Here is a 23,438-nt window from a genome sequence, read left to right as displayed (position 1 = left end):
ACATTATGACATATAAAAAAAATTAAATAAGAAATAAGCCAAAATATAGATAATAGGTCCAATAATTCTAGTAGCAATCATAATAAAAGGTAATAAATTGTCTCTTTTACTTATTGACATTATTCCTAAATGTCCAGTTCCTCCTACACTTAAAGCACCTAAACCAGCTGTAAGAGATGTTTCAAAAGGATAAAAACCAAAAGCTTTAGCAAGAACAAAGGATACTAAAACAACTACCAATAAAGCAGTTAAAACCATAGTTAAAACAGGTATTTGTTTTATTCCTCCCATTAATTGTTGCCATTTAACTGTCATTCCCAAACCTGCTAAAATAGGAATAGTGAAATTTTTAGATATTACTTGTCCTGCTTGAGAAATATGACTTTGATTTTCTTGTGATAATAAATTAAAAACTCTAATCAAAATTAAGAAAAGAATAAAATAAACTAACGATTCTAAATAACCCCATAATAATTTATTTAAAAGACCACTTAAACTAAATAATACAAAAATCATCGTTAAACCCATACCAATATTTTTATATTCTAAAGGAGTTTTTTTCTCTGTTGGTTTAGGTGTAAGTTTATTGTTTTTGTATTCTAATTTTCCTTTACCACTAAATTTAGTTTTATCAAAAATAACATACATTAAGCCAGCAAATAAAATACTTAAACATCTAGCCATAATTAAAGGCACTATAATTGCTGTTCTAATAGTTTTTTGATCTAATTGAGGAAAAGCATCTTTATAAATACCATTTGCAAAACCATTAATACCTAAATTAGTTCCTCCATTTGTTAACGGAACAGCTACATAAAAAATAGAGTCTAAAAAGGAACCTTGAGTGCTAAACCCTTCTGGTTTTTGATAATTAAATAAGAATCCTACAAAACCAACACTTAAAATAGCTACTAAACAAACAATTAATGTTAAAGGAAGAAACTTAGAAAGCGATCTTTTTAATAAATTTCTATCAACACTTAAAATACTTCCAGCAATAACACAAGTTATAAAAAAGTTAGCAAAATCAGATCCTAAATGATTATTTGGTGTTTTGGTACTGAAAAAATTTTCATTACATTTGTCTGCTAAATCTTGCGGTATCCATCCTTTATAAACTAAATAAGAAGTAACAAAAATACAAAGCAAAAATCCTAATCCTATTTTATTTAAATAAGGGACACTATCACCAATAAAATTAAGACCATATCCTAAGACAAAAATAATAAATAAAGGGGTTAAAAGAGGATGATATAATTTTTTTATTCCCCATTCTTTAACTGCAAAAAGATGTAAAGCACAAACAACTACAAAAAAAAGAAACATTAAAGGGTGAAACCCAAAAATCTTTATTTGTTTGTCTTTTTTCATTATAATTTACTCCAATTCTACACAAAAAAAATAAAATAACTAATAAATTCATAAATATGATGTAATATAAATAATAAAGTTATAAATAAATGGTTAATAAATTGTTTTTTGTGATTTTTTATTTTCAAAATTATTAGCTAAATAAGTAATCAAAATAACTTAAATAATTAATTATGGTATTCTTAAATAATAAAGTTAATGATTAAACTAGTTTTTTAATTAAACTATTTCCTGTCATTTCTTGAGGTTTTTTAATTTCTAATAAATCTAGCATTGTGGGTGCAACATCACATAAAGAACCCGGTTTTAAGACAACATTTTTATCTGTAACGATGAAAGGAACTAAATTAGTGGTATGAGCTGTGTGTGGATTTCCTTGGTTATCTGTCATTTGTTCGGCATTTCCATGATCTGCTACAATACAGGCTTTGCCTTTAACTGCAAAAATGGCATTTAAAACTTCTTTAAGACAGCTGTCTACTGTTTGAATCGCTTTAATGGTAGCATCTAAAAAACCAGTATGTCCTACCATATCAGGATTTGCAAAATTAAGAATTAAAGTATCGTATTTACCAGATAAAATAGCATTTTTAGCATGGTTGGTAATTTCTAAAGCACTCATTTCGGGTTTAAGATCATAAGTTTTTACTTTGGGAGAAGGAATTAAGATTCTATCTGCATTTTTTAATTGCAGTTCCTTGCCACCATCAAAGAAAAAAGTTACATGAGGATATTTTTCAGTTTCTGCAATTCTTAGTTGGTGCATTCCTAAATTGGCAATTACTTCACCATAAATATTTTTTAGAGTTATTTTTTCAAAAGCAACTACACTTTTAACTTGAGCGCTGTATTTAGTCATTGTTACTAAAAAAAGATTATTTAATAATTTAGTACCGCAAAAATTGGTTTTACCCTCAGAACAAAAAGCATTAGTAGCACAAGGATTAGATAGAGCAGTTGCAAGACGCATGGCACGGTCAGGACGAAAATTAACAAAAATAACTGCATCATTATCATTAATTAAACCATTTGGATTGGTAATAAAAGGAGTGATAAATTCATCTGTAATGCCTTGATTATAAAAATTTTGTATAGTTTTTTCTAATGGCCAGTCAATAACAGGAGCTTGTTTGGATGTAAGCATATTATAGACTAAATTAATGCGGTTCCAATTGTTATCACGGTCAAGAGCATAATATCTACCAACAACAGAAGCAATATTAAAGCCATAATCAAGAAGGTCTTTAATGTAGTTAATACCTGAATGAGGACTTGTGTCTCTTCCATCAGTAAAAGCGTGTAAAAAGGTGTTGTTTGCTAAATTATTTTCTTTTAATAAATCAAATAAAGCTTTAAAATGATCTAAATGAGAATGAATTCCTCCATCAGAGATAAGTCCTAAAAGATGCATTTTACTGTTGTTTTTTTTAACATGTTCGATGGCTTGGAGAAATTGTTTGTTGGTGAAAAAAGATTTATCACGAATAGCTTTATTAATTTGAGTAAGCGATTGATAAACAACTCTTCCTGCTCCTAAATTAAGGTGTCCTACTTCACTATTTCCCATTTGACCTTGGGGAAGACCCACTTCTTCACCTGAGGCTTTAAGAGTGGTATTGGGAAAGTTTTTTAAAAGATAATCTAGATAGGGAGTCTTTGCCAAATGAAAAGCGTTATTTTCTTTTTGGTCGGTTAAGCCTAAGCCATCTAAAATAATTAATCCTACAAATTTTTTAGTCATATTCCCAAACTCCTTACCTCAAAAGAACATCTTAAACAATGGTCTTGTCAATAATAATGTTATTTTGTTTTTATATTGTTTGTATTATTAAATCACTTGTGTTTTGTGTTTAATTGGGATTTATTTTTTCAAATTATAAAAAGTTTTTAATCCTAAAAAAGGAGCTTCTACTAATTGGTCTTCAATTCTTAATAATTGATTGTATTTTGCCATACGATCAGTACGTGAACAAGAACCAGTTTTAATTTGACCCGCATTAGTAGCAACAGCTAAATCAGCAATAGTTGTGTCTTCGGTTTCGCCACTACGGTGAGAAATAACAGCGGTGTAAGAAGCTTTTTTTGCCATTTCAATTGTTTCTAGGGTTTCTGTTAGAGTTCCTATTTGATTTAATTTAATTAAAATAGAGTTTCCTATTTTGTTTTCAATTCCTTGAGCTAATTTTTGGGTGTTAGTAACAAATACGTCATCCCCTACTAATTGGATTTGGTTACCTAATTTTTGGGTTAAGTATTTCCATCCATCCCAATCATTTTCATCAAGTCCGTCTTCGATTGAAATAATTGGATATTTAGCAACTAAAGTTTCGTAATAATGAACTAATTCTTGGCTACTAAAAACTTTGTTATTTTCAGATGCAAGAACGTATTTTTGAAGTTTTTTGTCATAAAACTCGGAAGCTGCAACGTCCATTCCTAAAAAAATGTCTTTTCCTGGCTCGTATCCTGCACTTTTGATAGCTTCCAAAATGATTTGTAAGGCTTCTTCGTTAGAATTAAGGTCAGGTGCATATCCGCCTTCGTCTCCTACTGTAGTTGGGAGTCCTTTTTGTTTTAAAATTTTTCCTAAATGGTGAAAAACTTCAGCCCCATAACGTAAAGCTTCTTTAAAAGATGTTGGTCCAGTTGGTAAAATCATAAACTCTTGAAAATCAACACTGTTAGAAGCATGAGCTCCACCGTTGATAACATTCATCATAGGAACTGGCATTTGTTTAGGTAAAACGCCTCCTACATATTGATAAAACTCAAGATTTAAGTAGTTAGCTGCAGCTTTAGCACAAGCCAAAGAAACACCTAAAATAGCGTTAGCTCCTAAATTAGATTTGTTAGGAGTTCCGTCAAGTTTAATTAATAATTTATCAATTAAAGTTTGTTCTAAGACAGAATAACCTTCTAATTCTGGTTGAATAACTTCAGTAACATTTTTAACAGCTTGCAAAACGCCTTTACCTAAAAATCTTTTGGCATCCCCATCCCTTAATTCAACTGCTTCGTGTTGTCCGGTAGAAGCTCCTGAAGGAACAATAGCTCTTCCAAACGCTCCTGATTCTGTATAAACTTCTACTTCTACTGTAGGATTTCCTCTGGAATCTAGTACTTCGCGCGCTAAAATACTTTCAATATATGGCATAATTAATACTCCTTTTTTAAATTGGTTTTTAATTATAAAATGAAAAATAAAATAACTTTTGTTTGTGGGACAAATAGTTAAATTTACTAACCATAAATATTATAATGGTTTTTTGCTAAAAATGTATTTTAATGTGTAATAAATGAATATTTTTGTAATAATTGCAATTATGACTTTAATAAAGCAAACATTTTTTGTTTGTATATTTCTACTCCGGGTTGATTAAAAGGATTAATTCCTAACAACAAACCTGACATTGTACAAGCTTTTTGGAAAAAATACGCTAAATATCCAAAATGATATGCATCCAAAGTAGGAATGACAATTTCTAAATTAGGAACTTTACCTTCAATGTGGGCTTGTTTAGTGGCTTGAAGAATTTTTTGATTAATTTGTGAATAAGTTTTTCCAGCTACATAATTAAGATTATCAAGTTCGTTTGGAATGTGAGGAACAACACAATCATCTTTTATTGATGTAACATTTAAAACCGTTTCAAAAAGCATTTTGGTGCCTTCTTGGATAAATTGCCCTAAGGAATGTAGATCAGTAGAATTGTTGGTGGCTCCTACAAAAAGCCCTTTTTCTTCTTTGCCCTCAGATTCAGCAAATAATTGTTTCCACCATTCCGAAAAAGAAAGGAGATTCGGTTCGTAACTTACCAATAGTTCCATTTTTTTGTTTTGTTGGGTGTGAAGCAAATACCTTGCTAAAGCGTACTGATAGGCTTGATTTTGAAAAAGGTCTTCTTGAAAAGTGTCGTGATAAGCTTGCAAAGCGCCTTTCATCATTGAGACAACATCTAAATTAGCAAAAACAAAAGGAAGGATGCCTACACTTGTAAAAACACTAAATCTTCCACCCACAGAATCAGGAATAACAAATGTTTGATAACCTTCTTTAAGGGCTAAATTTAACAAAACGCCTTTTTGGCTGTCAGTGGTTACAAAAATACGATTTTTGGCAAGTTGTTTGCCGTATTTTTCTTCTATTTCTTTTTTCAAGATTCTAAAAGCAAGGGCTGGTTCCAAAGTGGTACCTGATTTTGAAATAACATTAATTGCCCAATTTTTGTCTTTAAGATAATGGAGCAAATTAGTTAAGTGATTGCCTGATACTTGATGACCTGCAAAAAGAATTTCTGGCTTAGTTTTTTTAAAGGGCGTTTGCAAAAATTCAATTCCTGCTTTGGCGCCCAAATAAGAGCCTCCAATGCCAATTACTACTAAAACATCTAAATTAGGGTGGGAATTTTTTAGTTGTTTCATTTTTTCAAGTTCTTGGAAATCAAAATGTAAGGGTAGTTCTAACCAACCCAAATATTTTTCTTTTAGTTTTTGGTCTTGATGTAATTTTTGGTGTATGACTTTGATTTGAGGGGCCAAGGTTTGGGCATAATTGTGCCAATCTAAAAAATTATAAATCCCTTCAAGGTTTAATTTCAACATTGTGTAATTTTACTCCTTTTATTATTTATTATTTGGTGCTTTGTTATAATTTATTAAATATTTTATTCTCATTTATTAAATGTTTAAATATTTTTAAATGTTTTTCAGTATTGTATTAATTTTTATTTAATAATTTTGGTTTACAAAGCATTATTTTTATTTTTCTTAAAACGCGGGGTTTGGTTGATTTTGTTTTGACGCAAAAAAGATACAAATAAATAAGTAGTTGTCAAAAAGACAATAATATTGCTTCCAAAAGTACTTAAACCACATTGAGTAGCATCAAGAATTGAAACATCTTTTAATTGGGGCAAAATGTCATGCAAAAACCATAAAATAGTTATTCTTAAAACAACTCTTAAAAGATTAATTACAAAAATAAGATTAGCATTTTTCTTATAAGATGCGACATAACCCATCATTAAAGTAGTCCATACAGAAAAAAACAAAGAAGTTTGTTCCCAATTAAGGATTTCTTTAAAGGATGTTATTTCTTGTTTGGTAAAAACTTTTTCAGGTTTTAAGGCACGCAATAATTGTTCACCACAAAATTGATTTATAAATACTCCAATAATTCCTATAATAAGAGTAATTACAACAACATTTTTAAAGATTTTAAAAGTTTTGCTATTGCTTTGAAAAGTAACACTTTGAGATACCATAGCAGATTGACTACCTTCAAAAGAATTAGAAATAGCATAAAAAATACCATTAACTGCCATAACAAATCCAAAAATATCTACTAAGTTTTCTTGATCTTTGGTAAAATAACTGTCTATCATAGCAAGAATAATGAGTTTGCCAATTTCATAAGTAGATTTGGCAATAATTAATGTTACTGCTAATTTCAGGATAGTTTTTACTGTGCGTTTAGAAAAGACTAGGTTTTTAAATTGCAACTTAAAAATATTTTTAGAACTAAACATATAATAAAAAGTTACCAAAGTAAGCAATAAATTAGCAATTAAATCAGCTAGGGCTAAATCAATTAAATTAACTTGGTTTTGTTTGATTGCTTTAAAAGCAAAAGAAATACTAATTCTTGTAATAATAAGACAAATATTAAGGATTAAAACAAATCTAGTTTTTTCCTTGGCGCGTTCTAATCCAATAAAAACTGCATTCATAGTAATAGCTACAAAAGTAATTAAAATAAGATAATAATATGTAAGTCCATTTTGGCTATGATAACTTTTATTTAAAAATATATCTCCAAATGGAGCTGGTAAAAGGACACCTAAACCCAAAACCACTAAAAAGAATAAAGAAGAAATAATTGCCAATAAAAAAGCTAGGGTAGCGTATTGTTTGGCTTTAGTAAAATTCTTTTTTTTGTATTCTCTAGCTACTAAAATAACACCTGCTCCACCTAAAGCTATAGCAACACTTTGCAAAATTTTTTTAATTTGTGCCATATAAGAGATGTTTTTATCTAAATTGGTGCTGGAATTGGGTTGGTTCCCAATAATATAAAAATCAATGGATACGGATAATTGTTGAAATAACAAATAAATAGCAATGGGAAAAGTAAGAATAATTAAATTGATCCAAATAGGTCTTTTAAATGATTTAGGGGTTTGGTTGGCAGGTTTGGAAGGGTGTGGAAAATGATTTTTTTCAGTAGACATAAATATACTCCGTTTTATTTTTTTAGTATTTATATCAAAATCAATTGTAATTTATTTGGGGTTTGGGATTTGGAAGTACAAAAATTAATTTTGATAAATACAATATTTTATTCTACAATCATTTTACAACAATTTAGCTACTACATTAAATAATTCATTTTTTTCATAAGTTTTTTCAAAAAGATCACCAAAAATAGTGTAATGCAAATTAAGTCCACAAGTACCAACAGCACAATTAAAAATGTTTTGTTGCAATAAAGAAACGGCATAACTTCCCATTCTAAAAGCAAGGACTAGATCTTCTGCAGTTGGTTTACCACCTCTTTGAATGTGTCCTAAAACTTGGGCTCTAGTTTCGAAACCACTGTAATTTTCTACCTCTTTGGCTAAACTTGCAACATCAAAAATATGTTCAGTGACAACTACAATAGCATGTCTTTGGTTTGCTTGGCGCAAAGATTTAATTTTTTGGCAAATAGTTTTTTGGGATAAAAGATTTTCGCGAGTAACAATAACGTCTGCTCCTGCAGCAAGTCCACCAAATAAAGCCAAATCCCCTTTGTGGCGTCCCATCACTTCAATAATACTGCATCGTTTGTGAGAAACAGAAGTATCGCGCAATTTTTCGATGGCATCTACAATATTATTGAGAGCAGTGCTAAATCCAATAGTAAAATCAGTGGCACAAATATCATTGTCAATGGTGGCTGGCAGTCCTACGCATTGGATGCCAAGTTCGTGCAATTTGGATGCTCCTTTATAAGAACCATCACCACCAATTACAACTAATTTATCAATTCCTAAAGTTTTTAAATTTTGGGCGCATTGTTTGCGAACATCTAAATTATTTTGAAAATCTAAAAAACGAGCAGTTCCCAAAAAAGTACCAGACACATTAAGAACACGAGGAAATGTTTGAGGATTTAAGATTTCGATTTGGTTATTAAAAAGTCCTAAATAACCATCTTTTACGCCGAAAACTTCAAATCCTTGTTTAGCGCTTTCAAAAACTACAGCACGAATAGCTGCATTCATTCCAGGAGCATCCCCGCCTGAAGTTAACACAGCAATTTTTTTGTTTTCTTTTGTTGTTGTTTTTGCTTTTTGGTTTTCATTTTTCATTTTAAAATTAAGTCTCCTTTATATTTTTGAAATATTGTAAATATTGTTAAATGATTAGTTTGATGAATGTTTTTTAATAAATCCGCGTGCGCGAGTCAAAATTAAAATAAATGAAATAAATAGTTGTTAAATGTTAATAAGTAAAAAAATAGTGTACTTGAAAAAGTTCCAAAGCATTTAAAAAAATAATAAAATATAATATGATTAGTTTGGTTTTTGTTTTAACTGTCTTTTTTGTGTCTTTATCCAAATTATAAATTATTATTTTAAGTAAATTTTTAGGTATTTCAAAAACTAACTAATCTTTTTTTATGAAAATTTTTATGAAAAAACTTTTTATGCTAGTCTTAGAATTTTTTGATTTATTAACAGCTACATTTAAATTGTATACGATTTAATCAAATATTGCAATTAAAACGTATTATTTTTGTTCTTTTTGTAAAAATTTTGTGATATTGGGGGCTTTTTCGCAAAATAAACAAAATATTGCAACAAATATTTATTGGCTAAAATAAATAAAACAATTGAAAAATAAGTTTGCAAAAAAAATAATGAAGTTGTTTTTTTGGAATAATTTTATTAGCTTTTTGGATTTGGATTTCCTTTTTTTAGTTGTTTTTTATCTTTGGGAGTAGCAAAAATATTAACACTTATTTTTTTATATGTTATACTTAAAGAGTAGTTAAGAAAACAATTTGCAGTTATTTTAGATTTAATAAGCATTTTTTTGTTATGTTTTTTCATCAAATGCTTGCTAAAAGAAAACAAAAACTTTAACCAATTAAACCTAAAATCTTTTTTGAAAAACTTTAAAAATCCTTAATTAAAAATCCTTAAAATAAAGGCAAAAATATTTGTTTGAAAAATAATTAATTTTTACCTTGACAAAAAAGATACAAATAAACACTTTTAAAAATGCAAAAAATAACTGCCATTTGTTTTTTAAATTTATACTTTTTTGCACAACAAATGCAATAAATATAATAATTTATCAATTAATTTCAATTAATTTCAAATCAAAAGGAAGGTTTTTTAAATAAATGACGAAAAACAAAGTAATTAATAAAAAAGATAAAATAAGTAGGCTTGTTTTGGAGGGAAACTTATTAAAAGCTTTATGGATTATTTCTTTGCCTATTATTGTTTTTAATATTTTTAAAGCTTGTTTCGGTAGTGTTGATACTTTTTTTGGAGCTGGTCTAGAAGGAGCAACCCAAAGCTACATTCAATTTTCCAAATCCGCTCAAAGCATTGTAGAAGCAGTAGGAGTTTGTTTAGGAATTACAGGAGTTGCATTAATTTCGCGCGAAGTGGGTAAAAATAAAAATGTTAAATCTTTAAAAGCTCGTAAAATAGCATCTAGCGTTTTTGTTTTGTTATTCATAGTAAGTTTGGTTGTAGCTTGTGTTATGATTGGTTTTTCCAGCCCTATTTGTAGTCTTTTTTTAAAGGAAAAAGTAATTAACGGAGTACCAAAGGCAATAACAACTGAGGAAAAAAATCTTTGCATTAACGCTTTTAGATTACAAATGTTGGGCACTATTTTAGCTGCTATTAATGTTTTCTTTTTAGGAATTGAAAGAATTTTGGGAAAACTTAAAAAAATTTTGGTTCTAAACTGTATTATGATGGGTTTAAAAATTGGATTAAGTACTTTATGTTTTGGCATCAAAGTCATTGGTTTAGAAGCGTTGTGTCCCAATGTTTTAGGGTTGCAAACAGCTTCATGTATTGCTTATTTATTTATTACAATAGTTGCTTTTTTCACTCTTTTTAACAAAAAAAATCCTTTATTTTTAAGTTTAGGCGATTTTTCTTTTAAAACTTTTTTTCAAGACAAAAAATTACTTAAAACTATTTTGAAATTAAGTATTACTTTAACAATAGGCAAATTTATTTATGAAGGCGGAAGAATGTTTACCTTATTTATGATAGATAGCACATTTGATAAACCATTTTTAGCTGGAACTCCTTTCGAATTTAAAGGTTTGGGCGGCTTAGGTGCAATTGGAGTTGCTGATAGCATTATTACTTTATTTGCTCAAATATCATTTTCGTTAAAAGAAGGACAATTGATGATTGTTTCTGAAAACTTAGGGAACAAAAATAACAAAAGAGCAATTAAAACTTTAATGCTTGTCTCATTTTGTTGTTTTTTAGTATTTGCAGTTACTTATTTAATTTGTGCTCCTAAAGAATATTGTGGGCTTGGTTTTGGTGATGATTTATGCTTATTTTTTAAAAATTTAGGCAAAGAAAAAAAAGACCAAATGACATTAGATATGTTTCATGCAAAAAACCCAGAATTTAAGTCCTTTTTGTTGGGTGCTCTTTTAACAACTGGTCTATTAACTACTCAATTAGAAGTTTTTTCTACTTTCTTAATTGCAGCTAAACAACCTAAATATGATTTGTTGTTAAATTTTGGTCGTGTTTTTCTTTTCAGAATACCTGCCCTTTATTTCTTTAGAAATGTTTGGTTTGGAAATGAAGAAAAAACAAGCATTAAAATAAATAATGCATATGGATTTGCCAATTTCAGTGCTAATTTCATTATGTTAATGTTTATGGTTTTTGTATGTGTTCGTTTTGTATGTGTTCGTTTTGTATATAAATTAAAAAAAGAAAAGCAACCAAAAAGTTTTAAATAAATTCATAAATTAAAAAAGACTATCAATCGATAGTCTTTTTTGTTATATAAATAACTTGAAAATATTGTAAATATGAAATAAATTTTTTATGTTTTTCATCGAAAAAACTTAAGTTTTTTTAATTTTAACAATATTTTTACATTCAGGAAAGCGACTGCAACCTAAAAAATTACCATAGCGTCCTTTTTTGATGAGTAAAGGAGCGTTGCATAAATTACATTTTTGATCGGTTTGCATAGAAGGATTTGTTTCTACAGAACTTGATTTTTCTTTTAAAGAAACAATATTTTTACATTCAGGAAAGCGACTGCAACCTAAAAAATTACCATAGCGTCCTTTTTTGATGAGTAAAGGGGCATTGCATAAATTACATTTTTGATCGGTTTCGATATCTTTTGGTTTTTCTAATTTTTGATCGGCTATTTGATAAAGTTGTTTGAAAGCATCATAAAATTCTTGCAATAATTCTTTATTATTAACTAATCCTGAAGAGATTTTATCTAAATTTTCTTCCATTTTGGCAGTATATTTAACATCAATAATTTGTTTGAAAAACAATTCTAAGTTTTTAGCAGTCAAAATTCCTTGTTCGGTAGGAACAAAACGTTTTTCTACTAAATCAACATAAATTCTTTTTTTGAGGGTAAAAATGATTTGAGAGTAAGTAGAAGGCCTTCCAATATTTAGTTTTTCTAAAGTTTTAATCAAAGTGGATTCAGAAAAGCGTGCTGGAGGATTAGTAAATTTTTGTAAATTTTGGATTTCTTGAGGCAAATAAGTTTCATTTAATTTAAAGGAAGGAATAATTTTATCTTTGGTGCCATCTTGCAAAATTTTTTGATAGCCATCGAAAGTTTTTATCAAACCTTCAGTTAAAAAAAGATGGTTTGCAACTTCAAAAAAAACTTGGGTTTTTTGAAATATGGCAGGTGTCATTAAAGAAGCCAAAGTTCTTTGATAAATAAGTTTATAGAGTTTATTTTCGTATTTATCAAGATGAGGGGATAGGCTTTCGGGCGTTTTGGATAAATCAGTGGGTCTTATAGCTTCGTGAGCGTCTTGCGACTGAGCTTTTTTATTGGTTTTGTAAGTACCTAAATATTCTTTGCCATATTGTGTTTTAATTAATTTTTGAGCATCTTTAACAAAGCTGTCTGCAAGTCTTTGCGAATCTGTTCTCATATAAGTAATTAACCCTATAGATTCACCTAAAATATCAACTCCTTCATAAAGTTTTTGAGCAATTCTCATAACTTGATTAGAAGTCATATTTAGGCTGTTGATGGCTTCTTGTTGCAGGGTAGATGTAATAAAGGGTGGTTTGGGTGATTGTTTGGCTTCTTTTTGTTTTAATTCTTTAACTAAAAAGGGTTTATCTGTGATTTGTTGGACAATTTTAAAAGCTTCTTTGGCTTTGGTTTTGCCTTTGTAAGGATTTTGGTATTCTGCTTGAAAATCTTTAAAAAAAGCAGTAATAATATAGTATTCTTCAGGGACAAAAGCTTTTATTTTTTCTTCTAAATCAACAATTAATTTAAGGGCAACTGATTGCACTCTTCCTGCTGATTGTGATTTGAGTCTCCTTACCAAACGCGACAGTTTAAACCCAATAATACGGTCTAGCATTCTGCGAGTTTCTTGTGAAAACACTAATAGTTCATCGATTTTGCGAGGTTGTTGCAAAGCTTTTAAGACTGCTTCTTTGGTAATTTCTCGAAAAACAATTCTATTAGTTTTTTGGGGGTCTAAATTAAGAATTTGTAATAAATGCCAAGCAATTGCTTCTCCTTCGCGATCAGGATCGGTTGCTAATAGCACTTCTTTACCTTTAGTTTTTTGGATAAGAGTTTCTACGATATTGTCTTTTTCTTTGATAATGCTGTATTTAGGAATAAATCCTTTTTCGATGTCAATTCCCATTCTGTCTTTGCCTTTTAGCGACAAATCTCTAATATGACCTTTGGAAGATAAAATTAAAAATTCGTCATTTAAAAAACGGCTTAAAGTTTTTGTTTTAGCAGGAGATTCTACTATAATAACTTTTGATTTCATTTTTTGGGCTCCCTCAATTAAAAGATATGGTTAGTTTGGGTAATTAATTGTTTTGCGTTTCTATTTTTTGGTTTGGTGGTTGGTTGGGTTTTAGAAAAGTTTTTCAAAGAGAGATAAAACATCTAAGTCAAAATTTAATTTCCCTAAGTTACCTTGCCTTATTTCTTGCAATAACATTTGATAAACTCTAGATTGATCAACTTTTTGATTTTTATTATAAATATTTCTTTTTTGTCCGATAATATCAACTAAATTAGGGTTAGATAAATCATTTTGGTCTAAATTGAAGCGTTTTTGCAAATTGGTACCATAATGTTTTATAAGATAGCAAAGTGCGTGAATGCCTAATTTTTCTAAAGGTAAAATGGAATCTTTAAAGCAGCCTGCAAGTGCTAATGCCAAACTTATGCGAGGATCAGAAAAATTGTGCCACAAAACTCCTGGAGTATCCAAAAACTGGATATTGGGTTTAGCAATGTCAATCCATTGAATGCGTTTGGTAGTGCCTGCTAAATTAGCTGTTTTTAAAACTTTTTTTTGGGCAAAACTGTTAATTAAAGTTGATTTGCCAACATTGGGAGTTCCTACAATCATAGCTTTAATGTTGGGAGTTTGGGTTACTATTCTTCTAGATTTAAAAAGGGGATTTTTGGCTTTGATTGTTGTTAAAGCTTTTTGATATATTTCTTGAAGTTTAGGGGATTTGATAGCATCAATTGTTAAAACAGGAATTTGTTTTTTGTGATAATTAGCGATAAAATTATTGATTTTACAAGGATCAGTTAAAGAAAATTTATTTAGCAAAATAAGGAGGGGTTTTTGGCGTTGGTTAATTAAAGAAAAAATTTGAGAATTGAGGCTTGAAAGAGGAATTCTTGCATCCAAAATTACTAAAACAATATCAACCAAAGATAAATTATTTTTAATTTGGTCAAAAGTTTTTTTCATATGACCAGGAAACCAATTAAATGTTTTCATTGTTAAACCTATTTCTTTTGTTAAGTAAATTACTCTTTTTCGCTTTGATCTGCACTTACTTTAGAGATAGTATCTAAAACTTTTTGTAGATCTTTTTCGAGGTCTTCTTCAGTTTCAAAAATCTTTTTACTATAAATTTTATAAACTTCTTCGCCTGTAATTGCAATCAAAGAAACTCCTATTTGATGATAAATAAGTTCTAAGGGTTTGTCAAAAATTATTTTTTTAAACCAATGAAAAGGATTGAAAAAATTTCTGATATTATTAAAAGTATTAGTTACTTTGGCAACTTTTTGATACTTTTGAATCATGTTTTTTTTAACAACCATTTCTCTAATTACAAAGATTCTTTTTAAAGTCATTTTGCGAAACATTATCAAAATTTTGTTTTGAAATACTTTGTCAACTCTTTGATTTATGTAAAACATCAAAATAAGACTTTCATCAATGGTAAGTTCCAGATAGGGATATTTGGAGCTGGGATAAAATTGGCTTGAGATTTCTAAAATTAATTCTTGGATAGAAGTTATCAAAAAATGCCCAAAATTGCCTTTATCTTTTTTCATTTTTTCTTTGAAATCTTTTTTCTTAGCTTCAATTAATTTAATTATTTCTTGTTGACTAACATCTGTTTTTTCTAGTCTATGAGCTGCTAAAGTTTTTTTCACACTACACAAAGAAAGAAGACAATAAATAAAAGAGCTTAAAATAACACCAGAAAGAATACCCATAAAGAAAGTATTAAAAAAAGCAAATTGTTTTGTTATGTTGAAAAAATTTTCCCAAAAAGACACAATATCATCATCCTTTTTTTATTTTTTATAATTTTTATAAACGGATTCAAATCGCAAAACACTATATAAAGGCAAAATGTAGATGACATGAACTACCTATAATTATATAACAAACAAAGAAATTAACAAACACAATTTATAAAAATATATAATAAAAGGGCTTAAATGTGGTGGATAAAACAAAAAAGTAGTTTAAAACTGCAAAAGTAAGGTGTTTTATTTATTGTTGTCTCTTGATAAATAAAGTCCTGTTTCAGTATTGATAATAATTTTTTCTCCAATATTGATAAAAAGAGGAACTTTAATTACTAAACCTGTTTCTAAAGTGGCATCTTTTAAAGAATTAGTTTTGGTATCTCCTTTGGCTCCAGGTTCGGTGTAAGCTACTTTAATAGAGATTTTGTCAGGTAAACTGATACCTACAATTTCATCATTTTCATAAAAAATAATATCTACTAAAAGCCCTTCATAAAGATATTTAAGAAAATCTTTTAATTGATGTTTGTTAATTTCTAATTGTTCGTAATTTTGAGTATTCATAAAAATATAATTATCTTCCAAAGCATAAAGAAATTGCATCTTAATTTTAGTAATTAAGGCAGGCTGCACTTTGATACCAGCGTTAAAAGTGTAGTCAATAACACTACCTGTTCTTAGGTTTCTTAATTTGGTTCTTACAAATGCAGCACCTTTACCAGGTTTGACATGTAAAAATTCTAGGATTTGATAAATTTGGTTGTTGAATTTAATGGTTTGTCCAGTTTTAAAATCGTTTGTATTAATCATATTTCTAATTACTTTCTTATTTTTTGGAATTGTTTTCGTTGGTTTAATTGTTTAATGTTTAATCAGTTTTTAAAAAATCGTTAATAAGGCAAATGGTGGTTTTTTCTAAATCAGGGGATAAGGCATCTAGAATGATGGGCTTAATTTGATTTTTAAACCAAGTTTTTTGGCGTTTGGCATATTGCATAGTTTTTTGAATAATTAAGGTTTTGGCTTGGTCTAAAGTTATTTTTCCTTCTAACAAAGCTTTAATTTCACGATAACCAATAATATTAAAATTGGCATTTGGAAAATGAGTTTGAATTTGGTTAACTTCTTCTATAAAACCTTGTTTTAACATTTGTTCCAATCTTAAAATAACTCTTTTTTTCAAAATTTGTCTATCAATATCGAGATAAAAAATTAGCGAAGAATATAGAGGATTGTGTTTTTTATTTTTTTGTGACCTTAAAGTGCCTGCAAGTAAATCTTGATAAGCGCTTAGGATGCGACGAGGATTTTTTAAATCTAGGTTCGCAATTAATTGAGGATCTTTTTGTTTAATAAAATCAATCATATTTTCTATTGCAGGTAAAGAAGTAGGTGGCAAAAACAAAGATTTAGGAGTTAATTCATAATCAAAAAGAGCTGATTTAAGATAAAGCCCGCTACCACCCACAAATAAAGGAAGAGGTGTTTCTTCGATTTTTTTGCGGGCATCTTTTTGAAAATGATAAATACTGTAATTTGTTCCAGGAGCAAGAAAATCTAAAAGATGATGTTTAATTCCTTGGGCTTCTTCGAGAGTTATTTTAGCAGTTCCAATATCGTATTTTTGATACATTTGAAGAGAATCGCAATTAATTATTTCTAAATTAATTTTTTTAGCTATTTTAATAGAAAGGCTAGTTTTTCCTGAAGCGGTAGGACCTGTAATAGCGATTACTTTTTTCATAATTTTCCTTTATGAGGGTAGAAGTGTTTTGGGGTTATTAAATATTTTCCAAAATATAAAATCATTATAAATTTATATGGAAAAGTTATGTTTGGTATAACAATTTAATAATTTAAATAATTAAAAAACCAGAATAAAATAAAAAAATGCAAAGCGTTAAAAAACAAAAAAAATTAAAGTGGTACAGAAGATAATTTTGATTCTTTTTCGCTTAGTTTTCATAAAACAAATTTTATTTCATTCTGATAAATTAATCTTTTCAATAGTTTTGTGAGGTTTAAGAGTGACAAGTAAACCGTTTAATTGTCTTTTTCCTTCGGCATTAGGTATTGAAACAAAACGATTTCCTAAAAAAGATTGAATTATAGGTTCTTTTTCTTTACCAATGACGCCGTCCTTGGCTCCTGTCATTCCTGCATCAGAAATATAAAGAGTATTGTGGGGAAAAAGGCGTTCGTCGTTAGTTTGGACATGAGTGTGAGTGCCTACAATAGCATCAATTCTACCATCAAAATAATGAGTTAAAGCAATTTTTTCACTAGTGGCTTCGGCATGAAAATCCAAAAAAGAAAAATCATATTTAGCTTTATTTTGTTCCAAAACATTATCAATAGTTTTGAAAGGGCAATGCAATTTGGAGTTAATAAAAACACGTCCTAAAGCATTCATAACTAAAATTTTTTTATCTTCGCAATCAATAATTTTATAACCTTGCCCCAATTGTTGGGTGTCATTGATGGGACGAATTACATTTGATTTGTCAATAAAATTTTTAATTTGTTTATTTTTCCAAACATGGTTTCCCATAGTCATCAAATCAACACCTAATTTTTGTAATTTTTTATAAATTTTAAAACTTAAACCTTTGCCATTATCAGCGTTTTCAGCATTGGCAATAATGAGGTTAGGTTTGTAAGTTTCTTTTAAAAAACCCACTTTTTCGGAAAAATAACTAATTCCTGGGTTTCCGTAAATATCTCCGATAAACATTATTTTCATGAATTAATTATCTCCTTTGGTGGATTATAATTTAGCCATTTCCACAGCTCTGGTTTCTCTTATAACAGTAACTTTGATAATACCATTGTAACTAATGTCTTTTTCAATTTGTTCTTTAATGGTGCGGGCAGTTTGGAAAATAAAATTGTCTGCGATTTTGTCTGGTTCAACGATAACACGAATTTCGCGCCCAGCTTGAATAGCATAAGATTTGGCAACTCCTTCTGTTGCATTAGCAATAGTTTCTAATTTGGTTAGTCTTTGGATGTAGTTTTCTACTGATTCTTTTCTGGCTCCTGGTCTAGCGGAAGACAAGGTGTCTGCTATTGCAACTAAAACAGCGATAATTGATTGGGGTTCTTGGTCTTCATGATGAGAGGCAATAGCGTCGATAACTTCTTTTTTTTCTTTGTATTTGGAAGCAATAGAAACGCCAATTTCTACGTGGCTTCCTTCCATTTCGTGGTCTAGAGCTTTACCGATGTCATGAAAAAGTCCTGCTCTTCTTGCAAGAATTTCGTTTTCGCCAATTTCAGAGGCAAGTTTACCAGCTAAAAAAGCTACTTCCAAAGAATGTTTCAAAACATTTTGACTGTAACTAATGCGGAAGTGCAGTTTTCCCAAAATTTTAATTAAGTCGGGGTGCACTTCGCCGATTTTAGTAATAAAAGCAGCTTCTTCGCCCATTTCTTTAATAAAATTGTCTACTTCTATGGTTGAAGTTTCTAAGGCTTTTTCGATGCGAGAAGGATGAATTCGCCCATCAGAGACCAAAAATTCTAAAGTTTTTTTGGCAATTTCTCTTCTAATCGGGTCAAAACTACTTAAAATAATGGTGCAAGGGGACTCATCAATAATTAAGTCTACTCCGGTTAAAACTTCCAAAGACTTAATATTTCTGCCTTGGCGCCCAATAATCCGTCCTTTCATATCTTCGTTAGGAATGTTAACAACGCTAATATTTTTTTCTCCTGTAATATCGCCAGCATATTTTTGCATGGCTAAAACTAAAAGATTTTTGGCTTTTTTAGATGCTTCGCTTTTGGCTTTTTCTTCTTCTTGTTTAATATATGACATCATTTCATAAGTGGTTTGGTCTCTTGTTTCTTTCATTATGATTTGTCTGGCTTGATCTTGCGTTAAGGAAGCTATTTTTTCTAATTGTTGTTTTTGGGTGTTTAAAATTGTTTCTTGTTCTTTGATTTGTTGTTCTAGGTTTTTTTTAGTATGGCTAATTATTTGTTGTTCAGAATCTAAATGCTCTTCTCTTTTATTGAGGCTCTCAGTTCTGTTGTTAAGCAATTCTTCACGACGATTATTTTTGGATTCTAAATCAACAATTGTGTTGGTTATTTGTTCTAAATCCAGTTCTAATTTTTGTCTTAAAGAAGTTATTTCTATTTTGGCATTACGCATCATTTCTTGTTCGCGTTGTTGCAAATCTTTTTCTTTTTCTTTTAGTTTGTTGTCAAATGCTTGTTTTTTTTCTTCTAATTTCTTTTGATTAAAAAAAGAATACAAAAAATAGCCGATAATTGATCCACAAATTAAAACAAAGACAAGAAGGGAACAACCCATTATACAATGAGTTCGCCAATAATCACCTTTCATATCCTTGATACCTTTCTTTTGGGGGGGTTAACAAATGTAAAATCATTGTTTTACCTCTTTTTCTTTTTGAATTTAGTTTAATGATTTGTAATGCAAAACAAAAAATAAAAAAATAGGGGGGATTAGATTTTTTGATGCAATTTTGTCATTAAAACGATAAATAAGTTTGTTTTTTTAAATATTGATAATTAATTTTGAATGGGGCGGGTTGGAAGTTTTATTATTTTTTTTAATTTATTCAGTACAAAATTTCATCGTGAAATGAAAAAATAAAAATGTATAAATTGGGGGTTAAAAAAAATAATAAAGTTTGGTTTGCGAAAAAAAAATCAGCAAAAACCATACAAAAAACAATGGTTCTGTGATGAATAGTGGCAAAAATAAAAAAACTGAAAAGCTAACCTTAAAAAGATTAGCTTTTGTAATGAAAAATATTTAATTATTATATATTATTATGTGCTAGCAAAATATTTGAATTTATTAATATAATTAATAATCAAGCTTTTCTTGGTGATTGGTTTTTATTTTGCGAAAAGCTTTTGCTAATGGTGCTTGATAATTTATTAGAAAAAGTTTTTAGTGATTGAGATACTTTCGGAGATTTTATAGCTCTTTCAAAAAATTCTCCTGATTTTTCAATAAATACATCTTTCAAAGATTTTTTTTCTAAAATCGAAGGGGCTGAGTTTGGGTTTTGTGTTTCATCAGAAAATTGCATTTGTTCAATAACTTCATCAGAAGATGACCCTTGAGGAGATTCTTCTTCTAAAGAAAAAAATATAATAATAGGAATGACAAGTAATATCACAATAAAAACGCTAGTAATAATGATTTGCTTGGAAGTAAATTTAAAAATAAAATGATATCCTTTGGTTGTTGAATAAAAATCATGCCAAAACTCAAAATATCAAAATAAAGAATAATAAATAATATAAATTGGATTTGAATGCATAATTTTTTAATTTTAATTTGGATTTAAAAATATAAATAATTTTAATAATTTAATTAATGAAATATATAAGATACTAAATAAAAAAAATAGTATCCATAAATATTATATAATAACTCAAAAAAGTATTTGCAAAATAATGTTAAAATAATGTCAAAAAGGAGTTAAAATAATGATTTAAAAATCTATCTTTTCATTTTTGATGTTGTTTTTGGAATTGTTATTTTCTTTTTTTCGAACTTCTAACAATTTTTGATAACGTTGCTCTAAGGTTTTTTCTTTTTTTTGAATATCTTCAATCACTTTGAGAACTTTTTCCAAAGCCGCTTTCAAATCATAAATAAAGACTTTATCAAAATTTTTCATCGCTTGTAGCACATTTTCAATACATTCAAGTTTTTCTTCGTTGTTTTGAACACTTTCGAAAATTTGAAAATAATAATCAACTGAATTAAGAATAGCAAGTAAAATCGAAGGACTTGTAATGATAACATTGCGTTTAAAAGCATATGATATTATTTCAGGATCGCAATTAATTTGGGCAAAAATACTTTCAGAAGGAATAAACATAATGGCATAAGGGCAGTTGTCTTCTTTGCTGACGTATTTTTGAACTTCTTTAATTCTTTCTTTAACGTGAAATAAAAAGCGACTCTTTAATTCTGTTTGGTTGGAAGTGACGTTAATATAGGCTATAAAATCTGTGGTAGGAAACTTCGAATCAATAGGAATTTGAACAAATTTACCATAACCTTTACACATCACATCAACTTTAAGACGATTGCCGTTATTGTTTGTTTTTTTCATTAAATATTGTTTTTCAAAAACTAATTTATCTTTAAAATGAGAAACATTTTCCAAAACGCGTGCCAACAAAAATTCTCCAGCTTGTCCTGTTTTATCGTTTTGGCACAATAATTTATGAATGTTTTGCACTTCTTGAAAACCACTTGCATTTTGTTCTCTTAAAACTTTTAAAGAATTTTCGAGATTAATTGTTAAATGTTGGCGAGTATCTTTAATTTCTTTAGTTAAACTATCTTGACTTTGATGAGTTAAATTGTTAATTTTATCATCCAAACGACAAATAACCCTAGATTCTGACTCTAAAAAAGCTTGTTTCACAAAATCTTGGATATTGACTTGCGTTTTTTTCGGTTTGGCAACAAAAAAATAAATAATGAAAGTTACACCACCCAAAATAAGAATCAAAATAACGGATAAAGTTAAGATTAATAAAAAAACAATTTGATCTTGAGGCATTTATTTTATTATTCCTTTTTCTTTTTTTCTTTTTTAATGTCTTTTAGCTTTGGGATGCATTAAAGTTGATATAAAAAAATAAAAAAAATAAAAAACAAAACAAAAATAAAAAAAGGGTTATTATTGAGATTTGTTCTTTAAATATTTTTAATATTTATTTCTTATTTGAAAAACAAATAACATACATAAAATAAAAATTTGTGAAAATGTTTGGGACAAAAAAAATAAATATTAAAAATAAATATAAATGTCTAAGTGCTAAATTACTAAATTAATGGAAATGGTGCAAAAAATAAAAGATAAACTGGCGTTTGAGAAGGGATTCGAACCCCCGACCGACGGCTTAGAAGGCCGTTGCTCTATCCAGCTGAGCTACTCAAACAAACATACAACAAATATTATACTATAAAATCATTGTTTTGGACAAAAAAAAGCAATTAAAGTAGTGAAGATAGTTTCTTTATTTAAATCCTCAAAGAAAAAACGATCCAAAAGTCATTAAATATCTATTAAATAAAAAAGTTTGCACAAATAAATAAAAAAAGTATATAATAATAATGTTGATTTTTAATTTCTAAATAATTTCTAAATTAAAATAAAAAATACAAAATTTTTTAAAAATTTTTTCAAGAAAAAAATAATTTACAAATCACAAAAAAAATTAACAAAAGACAAGTATTTTTATCCAACAAAACTAAGGTAGCCTTTTCAAACCTTATCATTCAACAATAAGAGACGAATTTGGTCAGGTCTTGATTGAAGCAGCCATAAGTTATTTTTATTGTGTGGAAGATAGGGTTTGAAAAGGTTATTTTTAATATAAAAGACCCAAAAAAACAATTTTTAAAACAACAATTCAATACATAAAATTAAAAAAACAAAAAAAATAAATTTTTATTAATGAATTTTGGCAAAAAAACTTTCGAAAAATAACAATTTCACAACTAAAAAATAAAGGAAAAGGAGTAATCATATGAATTTTTCATTTTTTCAAAAAGAAAAAGAATTTAAATTATTAACTAATATTTACAACTCTTTACAAGGAGAACCATTTTTAACCCAAGAAACAACATTAAAAGAAAAAGAAACCAAAGTAGAATTTTATTATTTGGATCAAAGCAAATATTATAGTACTCTTTTTCAATCACGCCAATTTGCTGTTTGGACTGCTGATAAAGGAGTGTGCCGCCTTTTGGTTGAAAAAAAATATTACGAAGAATTTGGAGCTTTTTATCAAAAAGATATAAACGATATGTGGCTAGATTTTATATGGCAGATTTTCCAAAAAGAAGCTACTTTAATCAAAACAATAAAATTGTTATTTGTGGCAGTTTTAGTGCCTATTTTATTAAATGCTTTTTTGCTTAGTGGACAAATTTCTGTTTGGTTAAGAATTCCTGCTTTTGTTGTATTGATATCTTCTTGTTTTTCTATGAATTATTGGATGAAAAATCAACAAAAAAAATTACACATATTTAGAGATAAAAAATTACAAGAAACATTGGACAAAATCCAAGAAACATTAGGAATAGAACTTTATGAATCATTAAAAGAAAAACAAAAACAATTCAATCCAACCTTTGTTGAGCCCAAATCCGACCAAAATCCCAATGAAGACAACCCCAAAAACAAAGACAACACAATAGACGAAATAAACGAATTAAATTAAACAAATGATAAATAAATGATTATAAAACC

At 28.4% G+C, this 23,438-nt stretch carries 17 protein-coding genes, 1 tRNA gene and 1 other RNA gene; 3 read left to right on the top strand and 16 right to left on the bottom strand.

Annotation, left to right across the window (positions count from 1 at the left end):
* Nucleotides 1-3: 3 nt before the first annotated feature.
* The 6 genes from BHE82_RS01935 to BHE82_RS01910 form a co-directional block, all read right to left on the bottom strand.
* Nucleotides 4-1,371 (bottom strand): 2-hydroxycarboxylate transporter family protein, encoded by a 1,368-nt coding sequence (locus BHE82_RS01935; protein WP_180365489.1) that lies wholly within the window; start codon nucleotides 1,369-1,371, stop codon nucleotides 4-6.
* A gap of 202 nt (nucleotides 1,372-1,573) precedes the next feature.
* Entirely contained in the window at nucleotides 1,574-3,112 is a 1,539-nt protein-coding gene (gene gpmI, locus BHE82_RS01930; RefSeq protein ID WP_071345574.1) for a 2,3-bisphosphoglycerate-independent phosphoglycerate mutase, read from the bottom strand.
* A gap of 120 nt (nucleotides 3,113-3,232) precedes the next feature.
* A complete protein-coding gene (gene eno, locus BHE82_RS01925; protein WP_071345573.1) occupies nucleotides 3,233-4,525 on the bottom strand; it encodes a phosphopyruvate hydratase in 1,293 nt (430 codons plus the stop codon).
* A 167-nt stretch (nucleotides 4,526-4,692) separates the two neighbouring features.
* Nucleotides 4,693-5,973, bottom strand: a complete 1,281-nt coding sequence (locus tag BHE82_RS01920; RefSeq protein ID WP_071345572.1) for a glucose-6-phosphate isomerase — start codon at nucleotides 5,971-5,973, stop codon at nucleotides 4,693-4,695.
* Between the two features lie 140 nt (nucleotides 5,974-6,113).
* Nucleotides 6,114-7,601: an MATE family efflux transporter gene (locus BHE82_RS01915; protein WP_071345571.1), complete on the bottom strand. Its 1,488-nt coding sequence runs from the start codon at nucleotides 7,599-7,601 to the stop codon at nucleotides 6,114-6,116.
* Between the two features lie 123 nt (nucleotides 7,602-7,724).
* Nucleotides 7,725-8,723 (bottom strand): ATP-dependent 6-phosphofructokinase, encoded by a 999-nt coding sequence (locus BHE82_RS01910; protein WP_071345570.1) that lies wholly within the window; start codon nucleotides 8,721-8,723, stop codon nucleotides 7,725-7,727.
* Nucleotides 8,724-9,763: 1,040 nt separating this feature from the next.
* Between BHE82_RS01910 and BHE82_RS01905 the strand changes: the two genes are divergently transcribed.
* A complete protein-coding gene (locus BHE82_RS01905; RefSeq protein ID WP_071345569.1) occupies nucleotides 9,764-11,374 on the top strand; it encodes a multidrug transporter in 1,611 nt (536 codons plus the stop codon).
* Between the two features lie 108 nt (nucleotides 11,375-11,482).
* Here BHE82_RS01905 and topA read toward each other — a convergent pair whose 3' ends face one another.
* The 10 genes from topA to BHE82_RS01855 all read right to left on the bottom strand — a co-directional run bounded on the left by topA (nucleotide 11,483) and on the right by BHE82_RS01855 (nucleotide 22,122).
* Nucleotides 11,483-13,426 carry a type I DNA topoisomerase gene (topA, locus tag BHE82_RS01900; protein WP_071345568.1) on the bottom strand — a complete coding sequence of 648 codons (1,944 nt, stop codon included), beginning with the start codon at nucleotides 13,424-13,426 and terminating at the stop codon, nucleotides 11,483-11,485.
* A gap of 90 nt (nucleotides 13,427-13,516) precedes the next feature.
* The gene (gene ylqF, locus BHE82_RS01895) at nucleotides 13,517-14,404 is read right to left on the bottom strand and encodes a ribosome biogenesis GTPase YlqF (protein WP_071345567.1); all 888 of its coding nucleotides are present in this window, start codon (nucleotides 14,402-14,404) and stop codon (nucleotides 13,517-13,519) included.
* Nucleotides 14,405-14,433: 29 nt separating this feature from the next.
* Nucleotides 14,434-15,198, bottom strand: coding sequence for a hypothetical protein (locus tag BHE82_RS01890; RefSeq protein WP_071345566.1), 765 nt, complete (start codon nucleotides 15,196-15,198; stop codon nucleotides 14,434-14,436).
* A 216-nt stretch (nucleotides 15,199-15,414) separates the two neighbouring features.
* Entirely contained in the window at nucleotides 15,415-15,984 is a 570-nt protein-coding gene (gene efp / locus BHE82_RS01885) for an elongation factor P (protein ID WP_069028238.1), read from the bottom strand.
* Nucleotides 15,985-16,042: 58 nt separating this feature from the next.
* Complete coding sequence (gene miaA / locus BHE82_RS01880; RefSeq protein WP_069028239.1) at nucleotides 16,043-16,918, bottom strand: tRNA (adenosine(37)-N6)-dimethylallyltransferase MiaA; 876 nt, start codon at nucleotides 16,916-16,918, stop codon at nucleotides 16,043-16,045.
* 237 nt (nucleotides 16,919-17,155) lie between these two features.
* The gene (locus BHE82_RS01875; RefSeq protein ID WP_071345565.1) at nucleotides 17,156-17,917 is read right to left on the bottom strand and encodes a TIGR00282 family metallophosphoesterase; all 762 of its coding nucleotides are present in this window, start codon (nucleotides 17,915-17,917) and stop codon (nucleotides 17,156-17,158) included.
* Nucleotides 17,918-17,941: 24 nt separating this feature from the next.
* A complete protein-coding gene (gene rny, locus BHE82_RS01870; RefSeq protein ID WP_084024639.1) occupies nucleotides 17,942-19,528 on the bottom strand; it encodes a ribonuclease Y in 1,587 nt (528 codons plus the stop codon).
* Nucleotides 19,529-20,024: 496 nt separating this feature from the next.
* The gene (locus BHE82_RS01865) at nucleotides 20,025-20,336 is read right to left on the bottom strand and encodes a hypothetical protein (protein ID WP_071345564.1); all 312 of its coding nucleotides are present in this window, start codon (nucleotides 20,334-20,336) and stop codon (nucleotides 20,025-20,027) included.
* A 318-nt stretch (nucleotides 20,337-20,654) separates the two neighbouring features.
* Complete coding sequence (locus BHE82_RS01860) at nucleotides 20,655-21,740, bottom strand: DNA recombination protein RmuC (protein WP_071345563.1); 1,086 nt, start codon at nucleotides 21,738-21,740, stop codon at nucleotides 20,655-20,657.
* 305 nt (nucleotides 21,741-22,045) lie between these two features.
* A tRNA-Arg gene (locus tag BHE82_RS01855) sits at nucleotides 22,046-22,122 on the bottom strand.
* Between the two features lie 329 nt (nucleotides 22,123-22,451).
* Here BHE82_RS01855 and ffs point away from each other — a divergent pair.
* Together ffs and BHE82_RS01845 are read left to right on the top strand one after the other, a co-directional pair.
* Nucleotides 22,452-22,543, top strand: an RNA gene (gene ffs, locus BHE82_RS01850) — signal recognition particle sRNA small type.
* A 170-nt stretch (nucleotides 22,544-22,713) separates the two neighbouring features.
* Entirely contained in the window at nucleotides 22,714-23,409 is a 696-nt protein-coding gene (locus tag BHE82_RS01845; protein WP_071345562.1) for a hypothetical protein, read from the top strand.
* Nucleotides 23,410-23,438 lie beyond the last annotated feature (29 nt).

This window comes from Rice orange leaf phytoplasma (genome assembly GCF_001866375.1).
Classification (GTDB): domain Bacteria; phylum Bacillota_I; class Bacilli_A; order Acholeplasmatales; family Acholeplasmataceae; genus Phytoplasma; species Phytoplasma asteris.
Note: the sequence above shows the minus strand (reverse complement) of the source record. Positions and strands in the feature narration are given on the sequence as shown.